The 14,663-nt window shown below is 51.3% G+C and carries 15 protein-coding genes and 1 tRNA gene; 6 read left to right on the top strand and 10 right to left on the bottom strand.

Annotated features, from left to right (window positions below; all coding sequences use genetic code 11):
• Positions 1-42: 42 nt before the first annotated feature.
• The gene (sulA, locus tag FEK42_RS13965) at positions 43-552 is read right to left on the bottom strand and encodes an SOS-induced cell division inhibitor SulA (RefSeq protein WP_135492148.1); all 510 of its coding nucleotides are present in this window, start codon (positions 550-552) and stop codon (positions 43-45) included.
• A gap of 217 nt (positions 553-769) precedes the next feature.
• Between sulA and sxy the strand changes: the two genes are divergently transcribed.
• Complete coding sequence (gene sxy / locus FEK42_RS13960) at positions 770-1,399, top strand: CRP-S regulon transcriptional coactivator Sxy (protein WP_130205381.1); 630 nt, start codon at positions 770-772, stop codon at positions 1,397-1,399.
• On the opposite strand, the gene yccS is transcribed toward sxy, so the two are convergent.
• Both yccS and FEK42_RS13950 read right to left on the bottom strand, forming a co-directional pair.
• Positions 1,362-3,524, bottom strand: a complete 2,163-nt coding sequence (gene yccS, locus FEK42_RS13955) for a YccS family putative transporter (RefSeq protein WP_135492150.1) — start codon at positions 3,522-3,524, stop codon at positions 1,362-1,364. The genes sxy and yccS overlap by 38 nt on opposite strands.
• A 9-nt stretch (positions 3,525-3,533) precedes the next feature.
• Complete coding sequence (locus tag FEK42_RS13950; protein WP_032161476.1) at positions 3,534-3,980, bottom strand: YccF domain-containing protein; 447 nt, start codon at positions 3,978-3,980, stop codon at positions 3,534-3,536.
• Positions 3,981-4,102: 122 nt separating this feature from the next.
• On the opposite strand from FEK42_RS13950, the gene helD reads away from it, so the two are divergent.
• On the top strand, positions 4,103-6,157 hold the full coding sequence (gene helD / locus FEK42_RS13945; RefSeq protein WP_135492233.1) for a DNA helicase IV: 2,055 nt from the start codon (positions 4,103-4,105) through the stop codon (positions 6,155-6,157).
• Between the two features lie 31 nt (positions 6,158-6,188).
• Here helD and mgsA read toward each other — a convergent pair whose 3' ends face one another.
• Together mgsA and FEK42_RS13935 are read right to left on the bottom strand one after the other, a co-directional pair.
• Positions 6,189-6,647: a methylglyoxal synthase gene (gene mgsA / locus FEK42_RS13940; RefSeq protein WP_064528411.1), complete on the bottom strand. Its 459-nt coding sequence runs from the start codon at positions 6,645-6,647 to the stop codon at positions 6,189-6,191.
• A 95-nt stretch (positions 6,648-6,742) separates the two neighbouring features.
• Positions 6,743-7,405, bottom strand: coding sequence for a DUF2057 family protein (locus FEK42_RS13935; protein ID WP_130205387.1), 663 nt, complete (start codon positions 7,403-7,405; stop codon positions 6,743-6,745).
• 172 nt (positions 7,406-7,577) lie between these two features.
• Between FEK42_RS13935 and FEK42_RS13930 the strand changes: the two genes are divergently transcribed.
• Complete coding sequence (locus FEK42_RS13930; protein ID WP_064528416.1) at positions 7,578-7,991, top strand: CoA-binding protein; 414 nt, start codon at positions 7,578-7,580, stop codon at positions 7,989-7,991.
• 45 nt (positions 7,992-8,036) lie between these two features.
• On the opposite strand, the gene hspQ is transcribed toward FEK42_RS13930, so the two are convergent.
• Both hspQ and rlmI read right to left on the bottom strand, forming a co-directional pair.
• Positions 8,037-8,354: a heat shock protein HspQ gene (gene hspQ / locus FEK42_RS13925; protein WP_001295356.1), complete on the bottom strand. Its 318-nt coding sequence runs from the start codon at positions 8,352-8,354 to the stop codon at positions 8,037-8,039.
• 57 nt (positions 8,355-8,411) lie between these two features.
• Positions 8,412-9,602: a 23S rRNA (cytosine(1962)-C(5))-methyltransferase RlmI gene (rlmI, locus tag FEK42_RS13920; RefSeq protein WP_135492152.1), complete on the bottom strand. Its 1,191-nt coding sequence runs from the start codon at positions 9,600-9,602 to the stop codon at positions 8,412-8,414.
• A 94-nt stretch (positions 9,603-9,696) separates the two neighbouring features.
• On the opposite strand from rlmI, the gene yccX reads away from it, so the two are divergent.
• Positions 9,697-9,975: an acylphosphatase gene (gene yccX / locus FEK42_RS13915; protein ID WP_000048252.1), complete on the top strand. Its 279-nt coding sequence runs from the start codon at positions 9,697-9,699 to the stop codon at positions 9,973-9,975.
• On the opposite strand, the gene tusE is transcribed toward yccX, so the two are convergent.
• The 3 genes from tusE to FEK42_RS13900 all read right to left on the bottom strand — a co-directional run bounded on the left by tusE (position 9,972) and on the right by FEK42_RS13900 (position 11,338).
• Complete coding sequence (tusE, locus tag FEK42_RS13910; RefSeq protein ID WP_135492154.1) at positions 9,972-10,301, bottom strand: sulfurtransferase TusE; 330 nt, start codon at positions 10,299-10,301, stop codon at positions 9,972-9,974. The two genes, yccX and tusE, sit on opposite strands and share 4 nt — an antisense overlap.
• A 91-nt stretch (positions 10,302-10,392) precedes the next feature.
• A complete protein-coding gene (gene yccA, locus FEK42_RS13905; protein WP_000375136.1) occupies positions 10,393-11,052 on the bottom strand; it encodes an FtsH protease modulator YccA in 660 nt (219 codons plus the stop codon).
• A gap of 198 nt (positions 11,053-11,250) precedes the next feature.
• Positions 11,251-11,338, bottom strand: a tRNA-Ser gene (locus FEK42_RS13900).
• A gap of 404 nt (positions 11,339-11,742) precedes the next feature.
• Between FEK42_RS13900 and hyaA the strand changes: the two genes are divergently transcribed.
• Both hyaA and hyaB read left to right on the top strand, forming a co-directional pair.
• A complete protein-coding gene (hyaA, locus tag FEK42_RS13890; protein WP_130236212.1) occupies positions 11,743-12,861 on the top strand; it encodes a hydrogenase 1 small subunit in 1,119 nt (372 codons plus the stop codon).
• A complete protein-coding gene (gene hyaB / locus FEK42_RS13885; protein ID WP_130260792.1) occupies positions 12,858-14,651 on the top strand; it encodes a Ni/Fe-hydrogenase large subunit in 1,794 nt (597 codons plus the stop codon). Before hyaA ends, hyaB begins: the two co-directional genes overlap by 4 nt.
• Positions 14,652-14,663 lie beyond the last annotated feature (12 nt).

The raw sequence follows: 14,663 nt of genomic DNA, 5'->3' as shown, positions 1-14,663 counted from the left end.
ACGGGTTAACAAAAAAAGTTCCAGGATTAATCCTAAATTTACTTAATGATACAAATTTGAGTGAATTTTTAGCCCAGAAAGTTGTCTCGTGGCGTGAGAGTGTGTGCTTACTGGACGCATAATAAACCCCATTGCGTTACCTTCATTGGCGGCATCAACAAGATCAGCATGCTCTTCTTCTGTCAGATCGTCTGCCAACCAACCGATCACTACGCTGTAATTTCCCGTACGCAAAGCACGAACCATTGATTCCACGGTGTGACAAGGGGAAAGCTGGCTTATCTGCATCACCTTAGTTAAGGGTAGTCCCGCTGCCTGAACCCATTCACGACTTAGTTTTTGTTGCGGCGTTAACCAAAGTTGCCAACGCGATTGTTGGCCGAGTTGCTGTAATAATGGCAAAAGCAGGAGTTGCGTCATCATGGGCTGATCTTCGCGATAGACAACTTCACTAATTAGCCCGGCTGTAGTGTTTTCCGTAGAGACACGCGCAATTTTGCTTGCTGTGGAGGAGAACATCGAAGAACTATTTGCGTAGCCTGAAGTGTACATAATCAATCCAGCCCTGTGAGTTACTGTATGGATATACAGTACATCCAGTGACAACAAAGATCAACACAAATTTCGGAAAGAGCCTCGCAATTTTTGTCGTTGGTGGCCTGAAAACTTAAATTAATCTTGCCCCTTGAGAATAAGTTGCCTATTTTCGTATTTAACGGATCCGTTAATGTGAATCATTCTTTTATATTATGATTTTAAAAGGAATTTTATGAAAAGCCTCTCCTACAAGCGGATCTATAAGTCACAAGAATACCTGTCGACGTTAGGCACTATTGAATATCGATCGTTGTTTGGCAGTTACAGTCTGACCGTTGACGATACAGTGTTTGCGATGGTTTCTGATGGTGAGTTGTATCTTCGGGCTTGTGAGCAAAGCGCACAGTACTGTGTAAAACATCCACCAGTCTGGCTGACATACAAAAAGTGTGGCCGTCCCGTTACTCTCAATTACTACCGGGTTGATGAAAGCTTATGGCGGAATCAACAGAAGTTGGTGCGGTTGTCGAAATATTCGCTGGACGCTGCGCTTAAAGAGAAAAGTACGCGCGACACCCAGCAACGGCTGAAAGATTTGCCCAATATGTCTTATCACCTGGAAGCGATTCTCGGGGAAGTGGGGATTAAGGATGTTCGGGCACTACGTATACTTGGGGCGAAAATGTGCTGGTTGCGACTACGGCAGCATAACAGTCTGGTGACAGAAAAGATTCTGTTCATGCTTGAAGGCGCAATTATCGGTATTCATGAAGCTGCGCTCCCGGTGGCACGCCGCCAGGAGCTTGCAGAATGGGCAGATTCTATTACACCGAAACAGGAGTTTCCTGAGGAACTTGAGTAATCCGGCGTTGCAGACGGCCAATTTCTGGCAGTAATGCAATCAGTAACCCGATTTGCTGTACGACCAGAGGTTCCTTGCTGTCTGCCCGCGGTTCAAGTTGTTGCATCCGCTGTTTCAGGCCAGCTAATGCCTGATTGACGCGTTCTTCATCGGCAGGTTGATGATGTAGCGCGTCATCAACATAGCAAACTGCGTCATCAAGAAACGCCAGAATTTCAGGGTTGGTTAACTGCTCGCGGTGTGCGCCGAGGGCAGAAATATAGCTGGTAAAAGTATGGTTAAGGCACAGTAAACGGAACGCGTCATCGCGAATTTGCGGTGTGACGTTCGGTTCACTGGACATATTCGACACCACCGACGCCAGTTCAGCATCACGGTTGTGAGCATCGCGTCGGGCAATACGATACGCCAGACGGTTGTCACGCCCCTGATGATATTGCTCAAGAATGGCATCGAGATAACGGCAGTTAGCATCCGTCGCGCGTTCAAGCATTCGCGGCAAATTACGAAACCGCCAGTCGGGCCAGATGTAGCTCACCGCCGCCCATGCTATTGCACAGCCGATCAGCGTATCGATTACGCGAGGCAGCGCGACTTCAAAACCTTCACCCAGCAGGTTGAAGCACAGTAACACCAGAAGCGTAATGAACATCGTTGCATGAGCGTATTGCACGTTACGGAAGGCAAAAAAGAGCACGCCGGTAATCACCAGCAGCACCAGTTGTCCTTCCAGTGACGGAACAAACCACAGCACAGGAATACCAATCGCAATACCCACTAACGTACCAATAATCCTTAACTTCAGACGGTGGCGCGTGGCGTTATAGTTTGGCTGGCAGACAAACAGACTTGTCAGCAGGATCCAATACCCGTGATGCATTCCGGTTATCTGAATGATGGCGTAACCAACACACAATACCAGCGACATTCTCACTGCATGGCGAAATAGTGCAGACTCCGGCGTTAAGTTACGTTTAAGACGCAGCCAGATATCGCTAAACCCGCGAGGGCTGTCGTCGGCGAGTTCATTTTCGTCTGCATTGGGGGCCAGCGCCTGGGCTTGTTCTGATTCAATAGTCGCCAGTTGGGCATCTATGGCACGTAAATTGTTCAGCAGGAATCCCAGTATTTTTAGCAGATCGGCGGGCGCACCATTTTCGCGCATCCGCTCAAGTGCGGCGTCAATATGCGTAAAAGCGCGTTCAAAATGTGGATCGTGCTGATAAGGCTGACGCAGCAAAATACAGCGTGACAATTGTTGGCAAGCTTGTCCCTGCATCGACATCAGGCGCTGGAAGCGGAACAGCACATCGCTGTGGCGAAAATGTTCTCGCAGCGTTTGATACTGAATATGTGAAGAGCTTGCCCGCTCGTGGATATCCTGCGCTACAAAATAGTAATGTAGTGTACGACGCGTTCCCCGTTGACCGCGGTCGCCGCGTAAGCGGGTCAGCAACGAGATTTTCGTCTGGTTCAGCGTCACCATAAGTTGCCCGTTGGCGAGCGCCAAATCATACAGCGGTGCCTGGCTTTCATCCTCAATATCAGGATCAAACATACGTGACTTGAGTTCCAGATACCGCGCCAGTTGTTCGTAACAACGAGCCAGGTTGTCCTGCAACGGGCGGACAGGGAACAGCAAATGACCAATAAGCGTCAGGATGTTGTACCAAACCGCACCAGCAAGCAGATAGATAGGCTGCTGATACCAGTACTCATACAGGGAGGTTCCCAGCATCGTATAAATGGCAATCAGCAATGCACCGAAAGCGATGGTCGCATAGCGTTGACCCAGACCGCCGAGCAAAATGAAGCCGCTGGTGGAGAGCGTTAAACCAATGGCGAACAGCCAGGGCCACGGAAATAACAGCTCTACTGAAGCCGAGGCAATAAAAAAACAGAACAGCGTAATAATGAGATTACGCAGACGTCCCGCCAGTCGGTCGTCGAGATCGGTCAGTGCTGCCGCCACCATTCCGAGAGTCAGCGGAATCGTAAGTTTTACATCACCCAGCCACCACGGAAACGCAGTGGTGCCGCAAAGTGCGATAAAAATGCGCGCGTAATACAGCCAGGTGCTGTTCCAGGTATAGCGTTTGAGCAAAGGACTTAGCATAAAGGCCATAATGTTGGATTATTGGAAACGGCGACGTGCATTGGCTTCACGCGCAGCTTGAGCTGTTTCTACCGATACCACGCGGCGTCCGACCGGCCACAGTGCAATAGCGGCAATTTTAAAGTTCGCAATACCAACCGGAATACCAATGATGGAAATGCATTGCGCGATACCTGTTGCGATATGCATCAGACATAGCCACCAGCCGAAGAAAACCAGCCAGAAAATATTCAGCACCGTACCGCCAGTGTTAAGCAGCACATTTTTGCCTGCCGGGTTTAGTTCATCGACATGAATAGCTTCATTGCCATAAGGCAGCAGAGACAGTTTGGTTATCTCCCAGCAGGACCGTGTCAGCGGTAAGGTGAAAATCAGCACAATACTGACCAGGGTCGCTAACAGCCAGCCAAGAGTGGTGGCGAATCCGCCAAGCACAAAGTTCAGAATGTTCAAAACGGTACGCATAAAACCTCGCTTTACTGTGGTTTTCAGTAATGGGCGGCAATTGTAACGTTTTTTTGGGCTGGAGCACGTTTTCTCTGGCGGTTACACTGATAAGAAATGACATCGTGTGGATCTACAGAGACATGGAACTGAAAGCGACAACTCTTGGCAAACGTCTGGCACAGCACCCTTACGATCGGGCGGTGATCCTCAATGCCGGGATAAAAGTTTCCGGCGATCGCCACGAATACCTTATTCCTTTCAATCAATTACTGGCTATTCACTGCAAACGTGGTTTGGTATGGGGTGAGCTGGAATTTGTATTGCCTGATGAAAAAGTCGTGCGTCTGCATGGCACTGAATGGGCAGAGACGCAGCGTTTTCACCATCATCTTGATGCTCACTGGCGGCGCTGGAGCGAGGAAATGAGCGAAATTGCCGCTGGCGTATTGCAGCAACAACTGGATCTTATTGCTGCTCGCACTGGAAAAAATAAATGGCTGACGCGGGAGCAAACCACTGGGGTACAGCAACAAATTCGTCAGGCTTTGTCAGCGTTGCCATTACCGGTTAATCGCCTGGAGGAATTTGATAACTGTCGTGAGGCGTGGCGCAAATGTCAGGCCTGGCTGAAAGATATTGAAGGCAGTCGGTTGCAGCATAATCAGGCGTATACCGAAACCATGCTTAACGAACATGCGGATTTTTTCCGTCAGGTTGAGTCTTCACCGCTTAATCCGGCGCAGGCCCGGGCGGTGGTTAATGGTGAGCATTCCCTGTTAGTGCTGGCTGGCGCAGGAAGCGGAAAAACGTCTGTGCTGGTGGCGCGCGCTGGCTGGTTATTGGCGCGTGGTGAAGCATCACCCGAGCAAATTTTATTGCTGGCGTTTGGTCGAAAAGCGGCGGAAGAGATGGACGAGCGGATCCGCGAACGGCTGCATACCGAAGAGATTACCGCGCGCACGTTTCATTCTCTGGCCCTGCATATTATTCAGCAAGGTAGCAAAAAAGTACCGACAGTCAGCAACCTGGAAAATGACACCGCAGCCCGCCATGAACTCTTTATTGCTGAGTGGCGTAAGCAGTGTAGTGAAAAGAAAGCACAGGCGAAGGGCTGGCGACAATGGTTGATGGAAGAACTGCAGTGGTCAGTGCCAGAAGGCAACTTCTGGGATGATGAAAAATTGCAGCGTCGTCTCGCATCTCGCCTCGATCGCTGGGTCAGTCTGATGCGGATGCACGGTGGCGCGCAGGCTGAAATGATTGCCAGTGCGCCAGAAGAGATTCGGGAACTGTTCAGTAAACGAATCAAATTGATGGCACCGTTGCTGAAAGCCTGGAAAGGTGCGCTGAAAGCGGAAAACGCTGTCGATTTTTCAGGTCTGATTCATCAGGCGATTGCTATCCTTGAGAAAGGGCGGTTTATCAGCCCGTGGAAACATATTCTGGTTGATGAATTCCAGGACATCTCCCCACAGCGAGCGGCCTTGCTGGCAGCATTGCGTAAACAAAATAGTCAGACAACGTTGTTTGCCGTTGGCGATGACTGGCAGGCTATTTACCGCTTCAGCGGCGCGCAAATGTCGCTCACCACGGCCTTCCATGAAAACTTCGGTGAAGGCGATCGCTGTGATTTAGACACGACTTACCGTTTCAATAGCCGTATCGGAGAGGTGGCAAACCGTTTTATTCAGCAGAACCCTAATCAGTTGAAAAAACCGCTGAATAGCTTAACGAATGGCGACAAAAAAGCCGTCACCTTGTTGGATGAGAGTCAGCTTGACGCTTTACTGGACAAGCTATCTGGTTATGTCAAACCCGAAGAGCGCATTCTGGTACTAGCGCGTTACCATCATCTGAAGCCCGTTACTCTGGATAAAGCCACGACGCGCTGGCCGAAGCTGCAAATCGACTTTATGACCATTCATGCCAGCAAAGGGCAACAGGCCGACTACGTCATCATCGTTGGTTTGCAGGAGGGGAGTGATGGCTTCCCGGCTGTGGCGCGTGAGTCCATTATGGAAGAGGCGCTACTGCCGCCAGTAGAGGACTATCCGGACGCCGAAGAACGGCGATTAATGTACGTTGCGCTCACTCGCGCACGGCATCGGGTTTGGGTACTGTTCAGCAAAGAGAATCCTTCTCCCTTTGTGGACGACCTGAAAAAACTGGATGTACCGGTAGCAAGGAAACCGTAAGAAACAGGCGGCGAGTGCCGCCTGTGCGAACTTACTTCAGGCGTTCTGCGAGATAACGTTGATAATCCGGGATCAGAATATCTACAGCGTCGTTGAAATGTGGTGACTGGATGATGAAATCAGCCGTTGCCACGTTGGTGGCGACCGGAATGTTCCACACCGTCGCCAGACGCAGCAACGCTTTCACGTCGGGGTCGTGTGGTACAGCATTCAGCGGGTCCCAGAAGAAAATCAGCACATCAATTTTCCCTTCTGAGATCAATGCGCCAACCTGCTGATCGCCGCCCATCGGGCCGCTCAGCATCGCGTTGACGTTCATTCCTGTCGCGCGGGAAATTAAGTTACCCGTGGTGCCCGTTGCATAAAGTTCGTGCTGCTCCAGAAGCGGTTGATGCCGTTCCACCCAGCTCATGAGCATTTGCTTGCAGTGATCATGTGCCACCAGCGCAATATGTTTACGCGCCGCCATTGTGCGAGTTGTCAGTTCCATAATTTACATCCGTAGTTAACTTTCCTACAGACTACTGTAAGCACTTATCGCTGCAAGATAAAGACTGAAAAAGCCTGCGCACAGGCACAAAAATCTCAGGAAGAAGGTTGTTTTTCCGCCCATTGCAGAAAGTTATTACGCGTTTGTGGGTCAGCCAGTTTAAACCAATACTTCAGCCGTTGTTCAGTGAGCACCTGTGACTGCGGAGGAATCGCATCCAGTTCCGAAACGCCGGAGAGCAGTGTACTGTCGTCCGCCATCATAGTGGCAAATTGCGGTAGCGAAGCGCGTTTTGCGGATTTGTTATAGCGTTCGACTTCCAGCTCATAATCGATTGTTTTCCCGGCAGAGGTAATGGCGAGAATATCCAGCTTCACCGGAATCGGCGTCGCATCGCCATCTAACAATTCAAGGTTCGGCGCTGCGTCAAAATGGTTCGCTTCTCGTTCATTCTCCAGGCGAGGGAGACGAAAATTCACCTGACTAATGAGCTGGGTATTAAAGCTAACGACCAGCGGCGGGGAGATATAAAGTCGTTCTTCGTTACTGGAAAGATGGATTGTCTTTTCAACGCGAAACACTAACTGATGTGGTCCATTATCCAGTTCGATGCTATCAGCACCGCGAAGCAGAGAACTGGAAACCTTTTTGCCGTCGAGTATCAGGAGATCAACATCGCTGGATAGCCGCAGTGTGGTGGCAAAAACGGATACCGGCAAACACAGTGCAATCAAGGTGGTCATAATGCCGGTTTTCATAGGTAGCTCCTGTCCAAAGACCGCCCGACTAATAGTGTATCAAAATTTTTCTTTAATCATACTTACTAACATATAGACATGTTTTCTGCTTTTGCTCTCATACATTCGTAGTAGCTACATGGTTGGCATGTCGGGATTGTCGTACACTTTGGTAAATAGTCTGGAGGAAATGATGAAAGAAACCGATATTGCAGGCATTTTAACGTCCACCCGCACCATTGCGCTGGTGGGAGCAAGTGACAAACCCGATCGTCCAAGTTATCGCGTAATGAAGTATCTGCTCGATCAGGGCTATCATGTTATTCCCGTCTCCCCAAAGGTCGCCGGTAAAACGCTGTTAGGCCAGCAAGGTTACGGCACGCTGGCGGAGGTTCCGGAAAAAGTGGATATGGTCGATGTTTTCCGTAATTCAGAAGCAGCATGGGGTGTGGCGCAGGAGGCGATCGCTATTGGTGCGAAAACCTTATGGATGCAACTGGGTGTTATAAATGAACAGGCGGCAGTGCTGGCGCGTGATGCAGGGCTAAACGTGGTGATGGATCGCTGCCCGGCGATTGAGATCCCTCGTCTGGGCCTGGCGAAATAAAAAAATACCCGGAAGGCGAAAACCTTCCGGGCATGTTTATGAGGATTAGTTACGCAGACGCGGCGCCTGGAGTTGTTTGCGGATAGTCTGCGCTAGCTCATCCATTGACGGTTGCTCTGGATGTTCATCCTGCAATTCGCTACTTAGCTGGGCTTCAGCCAGGTAGGTATGAACCGGTAGGCCGTTGTCATCCTCCATCACCACGTGATACCACGGAGCGGCGCGAAGCTCGTCATTCACCGCCAGCTCATCAGGCGACGGTTCAGAGAGCGAGTAAACCGGGTCGATATCCACGACCACTCCGAGATAACCTAACAGGGAATGGCGGACCTGCTGGCCGATACCGAATTTGCTGGCAATCATAGTCACCTCCCGGGAAATCTTTACCTTTGATATATGGGCAAAATTTCACTTTTCAAGTTACATGACGCGACAGGCAAACCCTTTCAGATATAGCCCTTCCGGGTAGGTAGCGATCACCGGGTGATCGGCGGCCTGACGGAACTGCTCTATAAATTGTACATCACGACCGGCATCAATTGCGGCGTCAGCGATGATTTTCTGAAATAAATCGCTGGTCATTAGGCCAGAACATGAGAAAGTCAGGAGAACTCCGCCTTCATTCAACAGCTGAATGGCCAGCATGTTGATGTCTTTATAGCCACGGCATGCGCCCATCAACTGGCTTTTATTCTCAACAAACTTCGGCGGGTCCATCACGATAACGTCAAATTTTTCACCGCGATCGCGATAGGTACGCAGCAATTTAAAGACGTCATCACGGACAAACTCAGCCTTGCTCAGATCCAGCTTGTTCAGCTCAACGTTCTGCCGCGCGATAACCAGGGCTTCCTGCGAAGTATCGACACTGACAACCTGGCTGCATCCACCCATTAATGCCGAGACGGCGAAACCACCGGTATAGGAGAAACAGTTGAGTACGCGCTTATTTTCAACGTAGCGGCGGGTAGCCAGGCGGCTGTCACGCTGATCCAAGTAGTAGCCCGTTTTGTGGCCGTGTTGAATGTCCACCAGCAGCTTCATACCGTGTTCTTCAATCGGCAGCAGGGCAGGCGGCAGCTCGCCGGTAACGGGGCCCTGGGTCAGTTCCATACCTTCTTTTTTACGTACAGCGACGTCGCTGCGGTCGTAAATTGCGCACTCCGGATAGAGCGTTTGCAGGGCGCTAATTAATGCCGCGCGCTGATACTCTGCGCCAGCACTCAGCAGTTGCAGCACCAGAAAATTGCCGAAGCGGTCGATAGTAATGCCAGGCAGGCCATCAGATTCGCCAGCAATTAAACGATAGCTGTCGAGGCCATCTTTTTTCGCCAGCCAGTCGCGCCACTTTTGCGCCTGTTGTAAACGGCGAGTAAAAAAGGCAATGTCGATGGATTCTGACGGGTCAAACGTCCAGACGCGCGCACGGATTTGCGATGCTGGCGAATAAGCGCCGCGTGCTAACCATTTTCCCTGATGATCAACAATATCGATGGTTTCTCCGAGGCTGGCTTTACCTTCCATTCGGGCAACGGCGCCGGAAAAGACCCACGGATGGCGACGAAGTAATGATTTTTCGCGCCCTTTGGCTAACACTAAACGTACACTCATAATTAACTATTCTGTCGATGCAAAGAAATGGGCGCCATTGTCCGGAGTTTTCCATGGATTTGCAACGCGTCCATTAAGGATAAGGGGAGCAGTCATGTCAAAAGTCTGCATAATTGCCTGGGTATACGGCCGGGTTCAGGGCGTAGGGTTTCGCTATACCACCCAGTACGAAGCGAAAAGATTGGGATTAACTGGTTACGCCAAAAATCTTGACGATGGCAGCGTGGAAGTCGTTGCCTGCGGTGAAGAAGGGCAGGTGGAAAAATTAATGCAGTGGTTAAAGAGCGGCGGCCCGCGTTCAGCGCGTGTGGAACGGGTGCTTAGCGAGCCGCATCATCCTTCCGGGGAGTTAACGGATTTTCGTATTCGTTAAATGCATTTCACCGGTTTAGGCAGGCCAGCAATTTTGGTGGCTTGCTTTGCCGGGCCTTTCGGGAACAGTCGGTACAGATAGCGGCTGTTGACTTTCTCTTCACCAAATTTATTCGCCATCGCTTTAACCAGCATACGAATTGCCGGAGAGGTATTAAATTCCAGGTAGAAGTCACGTACAAAACGCACCACCTCCCAGTGTTCTGGCGACAGTGTAATACCTTCGTTCTCTGCAATGACCACCGCCAGTGGTTCGCTCCACTGGCTACTCTCTTTGAGATAGCCTTCGGTATCGGTTTCTATCTCTTTACCTTCGAAGATCAGCATAATTATTTACTACCTTAGTCAGACTGGCGGCAGTGTAACAAAAAACAAAGCCCCGCATAAAGCGAGGCTCAGAAAGAGATAGCGGGCGAGATTAATCGCGGCTGGCGAAGCCCAGAATGCTCAACAGGCTAACGAAGATGTTATACAGCGACACATACAGGCTCACAGTGGCACGAATGTAGTTCGTTTCACCGCCGTGGATGATGTTGCTGGTTTCAAACAGAATTGCGCCAGAGGAGATCAGAATGAAAACCGCGCTGATCGCCAGATGCAGAGCAGGCAGTTGCAGGAAGATATTCGCTACCATCCCGATCAGGACAACAACAATACCTGCCATCAGCATACCGCCGAGGAACGACATATCCTTGCGAGTGGTCAGCACATACGCAGAGCAGCAGAAGAACACTAATGCCGTACCGCCCAACGCCATGGCAATTACGTCACCCATTCCGGCTGACAGATAGGTGTTCAGAATTGGCCCGAGGATATAACCCAGAAAACCGGTAAACGCGAACGCGGAGATAATCCCGGTCGGCTTATTCGCCGTTTTATAGGTCAGGAACATCAAACCATACATACCCACCAGCGTCAGAATCAGCCCCGGAGATGGCAGCATCAGAACCGTACTGGCTGTCGCGGTAATCGCCGAAAAGGCCAGTGTCAGGCTCAGGAGAAAATAGGTATTACGCAGCACCTTATGGGTGCTAAGCAGCGATGTACGGTCATGTGAAGAACTAACAATACGATCCATTGAGTCACTCTCTATGACAGATGTAATTAATGAAGCAGCATAATGATAATGCCGAAAGCTACCCAGAGGTTTTACCCATCTTTACGCATTTGATCTGGAACAGGTTTAGCAGAGGATGGTTAAGCCACTGAGTGTGGTATAGCATTTTGACAGGCAAAAGAAAAAGGGGTTAGCATTTAGCTAACCCCTTATCTTATTTGGCGGAAGCGCAGAGATTCGAACTCTGGAACCCTTTCGGGTCGCCGGTTTTCAAGACCGGTGCCTTCAACCGCTCGGCCACACTTCCGGAATGACGCGAACTATAAACATCCCGATGCGTCGTGTAAACCCCTAATTTGTTTGTTTGCTTGAAAAACAGACAAATGCGCGTTGATTGCGTGAAATAACAGCAATTTGGGTATTCTGTCGCCATAAAAATGGGCTCGTAATCGTTCTGCGCCAAACCTTAAGGAAAATAAGGCCCATTTTTATCGCTAAAAGACAAATCCACACAGTTTGTGTTGTTTTGTGCAAAAGTTTCACTACGCTTTATTAACAATACTTTCTGGCGACGTGCGCCAGTGCAGAAGGATGAGCTTTCGTTTTCAGCCTCTCACGCAAAACGATGGTTTGCCTTGCTACAGGGACGTCGCTTGCCGACCATAAGCGCCCGGCGTCCTGCTGGTGTCGCAAGGAGAAGAGACGTGCGATATGAATAACGAGGAGACATTTTACCAGGCCATGCGGCGTCAGGGGGTCACCCGGCGCAGCTTTCTCAAATATTGCAGTCTGGCTGCAACCTCGCTGGGATTAGGCGCGGGAATGGCACCAAAGATTGCCTGGGCGCTGGAAAATAAACCGCGCATTCCGGTGGTGTGGATCCACGGTCTGGAATGCACCTGCTGTACCGAATCTTTTATCCGCTCCGCTCACCCACTGGCGAAGGATGTCATTCTTTCCCTTATTTCTCTCGACTACGACGATACTCTGATGGCTGCCGCCGGAACCCAGGCGGAAGAAGTCTTTGAAGACATCATCACCCAATACCACGGCAAATATATCCTTGCGGTAGAGGGCAATCCGCCACTGGGCGAGCAGGGGATGTTCTGTATCAGCAGTGGCCGACCGTTTATTGAAAAACTGAAACGCGCAGCGGCTGGGGCCAGTGCGATTATCGCATGGGGAACCTGCGCTTCATGGGGCTGCGTGCAGGCCGCGCGGCCCAATCCGACGCAGGCAACGCCTATCGACAAAGTCATCACCGACAAACCTATTATCAAAGTGCCAGGCTGCCCGCCGATCCCGGATGTGATGAGCGCCATCATTACTTATATGGTGACGTTCGATCGCCTGCCGGATGTCGACAGAATGGGGCGTCCGCTGATGTTCTATGGTCAGCGTATTCACGATAAATGCTATCGCCGCGCCCACTTCGACGCCGGAGAGTTTGTGCAGAGTTGGGATGATGACGCGGCGCGTAAAGGTTACTGCCTGTACAAAATGGGCTGCAAAGGGCCAACTACGTATAACGCCTGCTCCTCTACCCGCTGGAACGATGGCGTTTCCTTCCCGATTCAGTCTGGTCACGGTTGTCTTGGCTGTTCTGAAAATGGCTTCTGGGATCGCGGCTCGTTCTACAGTCGCGTGGTCGATATTCCGCAAATGGGGACTCACTCCACCGCCGATACCGTCGGTTTAACCGCGCTTGGCGTGGTGGCTGCGGCGGTTGGCGTACATGCAGTCGCCAGCGCCGTTGACCAGCGCAGACGTCATAACCAGCAACTTGCAGAAGCAGAACAACAGCCGGGCAACGAGGATAAACAGGCATGAGCACTCAGTACGAAACTCAGGGATACACCATCAACAATGCCGGACGTCGCCTGGTGGTTGATCCGATCACGCGCATCGAAGGCCATATGCGCTGCGAAGTAAATATCAACGATCAGAATGTGATAACCAATGCCGTCTCCTGCGGCACGATGTTTCGCGGGCTGGAGATCATCCTGCAAGGGCGCGATCCGCGCGATGCGTGGGCGTTCGTTGAACGTATCTGTGGCGTCTGTACCGGCGTACACGCTCTGGCTTCGGTTTACGCCATCGAAGATGCTATCGGTATTAAAGTGCCGGACAACGCCAATATCATCCGCAATATTATGCTGGCAACGCTCTGGTGCCACGATCACCTGGTGCATTTCTATCAGCTCGCCGGGATGGACTGGATCGATGTGTTAGATGCGCTGAAAGCCGATCCGCGGAAAACCTCCGAACTGGCGCAAAGCCTCTCTTCGTGGCCGAAATCGTCCCCTGGCTATTTCTTCGACGTACAAAACCGACTGAAGAAATTTGTTGAAGGCGGGCAGTTGGGGATCTTCCGTAACGGCTACTGGGGCCATCCGCAATATAAACTGCCGCCAGAAGCCAACCTGATGGGCTTTGCCCACTATCTCGAAGCTCTCGATTTTCAGCGTGAAATTGTCAAAATCCACGCGGTCTTTGGCGGTAAAAACCCTCATCCAAACTGGATTGTCGGCGGGATGCCATGCGCAATTAACATTGACGAAAGCGGCGCGGTCGGCGCGGTCAATATGGAACGCCTGAACCTGGTGCAGTCGATTATCACCCGTACGGCGGACTTCATTAATAACGTGATGATCCCCGACGCTTTAGCCATCGGCCAGTTCAACAAACCGTGGAGCGAAATCGGCACGGGCCTTTCGGATCAATGCGTCCTCAGCTACGGTGCGTTCCCCGATATTGCCAACGACTTTGGCGAAAAAAGTCTGCTGATGCCTGGCGGCGCAGTAATTAACGGCGACTTCAAAAACGTGCTGCCAGTAGATTTGGTTGATCCGCAGCAGGTGCAGGAGTTTGTCGATCACGCCTGGTATCGTTATCCCGACGATCGGGTTGGACGTCATCCGTTCGATGGTATTACTGATCCGTGGTACAACCCCGGCGATGTCAAAGGCAGTGATACTAACATTCAGCAACTGAATGAACAGGAACGCTACTCGTGGATCAAAGCGCCACGCTGGCGCGGTCATGCGATGGAAGTGGGGCCGCTGGCGCGCACGTTGATCGCTTACCACAAAGGCGATGCGGCAACCGTTGAGTCTGTCGATCGCATGATGTCGGCGTTGAACCTGCCGCTTTATGGCATCCAGTCAACGTTGGGCCGCATTTTGTGCCGCGCGCACGAAGCGCAGTGGGCCGCAGGTAAGTTGCAATACTTCTTTGACAAGCTGATGACCAACCTGAAAAACGGCAATCTCGCCACTGCCTCTACCGAAAAATGGGAGCCTGCGACCTGGCCGAAAGAGTGCCGGGGCGTCGGCTTTACCGAAGCGCCGCGCGGGGCGTTAGGCCACTGGGCCGCCATTCGCGATGGCAAGATTGATCTCTATCAGTGCGTGGTGCCGACCACCTGGAACGCCAGCCCGCGCGATCCCAAAGGGCAAATTGGTGCGTATGAAGCGGCGCTGATGAACACCAAAATGGCTATTCCTGAACAGCCGCTGGAAATCCTGCGTACTTTGCACAGCTTCGACCCGTGCCTCGCCTGTTCAACTCACGTGCTGGGCGACGATGGCAGCGAGCTTATCTCCGTGCAGGTGCGTTAACAGCGAAGGAGA

The organism is Escherichia sp. E2748 (genome assembly GCF_005781125.1).
Taxonomy (GTDB): domain Bacteria; phylum Pseudomonadota; class Gammaproteobacteria; order Enterobacterales; family Enterobacteriaceae; genus Escherichia.
Note: the sequence above shows the minus strand (reverse complement) of the source record. Positions and strands in the feature narration are given on the sequence as shown.

What these genes read in the sequence shown, in the direction of transcription:
- yccX (WP_000048252.1), top strand. Translation starts at nt 9,697, where the DNA reads ATGTCAAAAGTCTGCATAATTGCCTGGGTATACGGCCGGGTTCAGGGC.
- yccS (WP_135492150.1), bottom strand. Translation starts at nt 3,524, where the DNA reads ATGGCCTTTATGCTAAGTCCTTTGCTCAAACGCTATACCTGGAACAGC.
- sulA (WP_135492148.1), bottom strand. Translation starts at nt 552, where the DNA reads ATGTACACTTCAGGCTACGCAAATAGTTCTTCGATGTTCTCCTCCACA.
- hspQ (WP_001295356.1), bottom strand. Translation starts at nt 8,354, where the DNA reads ATGATTGCCAGCAAATTCGGTATCGGCCAGCAGGTCCGCCATTCCCTG.
- FEK42_RS13950 (WP_032161476.1), bottom strand. Translation starts at nt 3,980, where the DNA reads ATGCGTACCGTTTTGAACATTCTGAACTTTGTGCTTGGCGGATTCGCC.
- FEK42_RS13930 (WP_064528416.1), top strand. Translation starts at nt 7,578, where the DNA reads ATGAAAGAAACCGATATTGCAGGCATTTTAACGTCCACCCGCACCATT.
- sxy (WP_130205381.1), top strand. Translation starts at nt 770, where the DNA reads ATGAAAAGCCTCTCCTACAAGCGGATCTATAAGTCACAAGAATACCTG.
- FEK42_RS13935 (WP_130205387.1), bottom strand. Translation starts at nt 7,405, where the DNA reads ATGAAAACCGGCATTATGACCACCTTGATTGCACTGTGTTTGCCGGTA.
- mgsA (WP_064528411.1), bottom strand. Translation starts at nt 6,647, where the DNA reads ATGGAACTGACAACTCGCACAATGGCGGCGCGTAAACATATTGCGCTG.
- tusE (WP_135492154.1), bottom strand. Translation starts at nt 10,301, where the DNA reads ATGCTGATCTTCGAAGGTAAAGAGATAGAAACCGATACCGAAGGCTAT.
- hyaA (WP_130236212.1), top strand. Translation starts at nt 11,743, where the DNA reads ATGAATAACGAGGAGACATTTTACCAGGCCATGCGGCGTCAGGGGGTC.
- helD (WP_135492233.1), top strand. Translation starts at nt 4,103, where the DNA reads ATGGAACTGAAAGCGACAACTCTTGGCAAACGTCTGGCACAGCACCCT.
- hyaB (WP_130260792.1), top strand. Translation starts at nt 12,858, where the DNA reads ATGAGCACTCAGTACGAAACTCAGGGATACACCATCAACAATGCCGGA.
- yccA (WP_000375136.1), bottom strand. Translation starts at nt 11,052, where the DNA reads ATGGATCGTATTGTTAGTTCTTCACATGACCGTACATCGCTGCTTAGC.
- rlmI (WP_135492152.1), bottom strand. Translation starts at nt 9,602, where the DNA reads ATGAGTGTACGTTTAGTGTTAGCCAAAGGGCGCGAAAAATCATTACTT.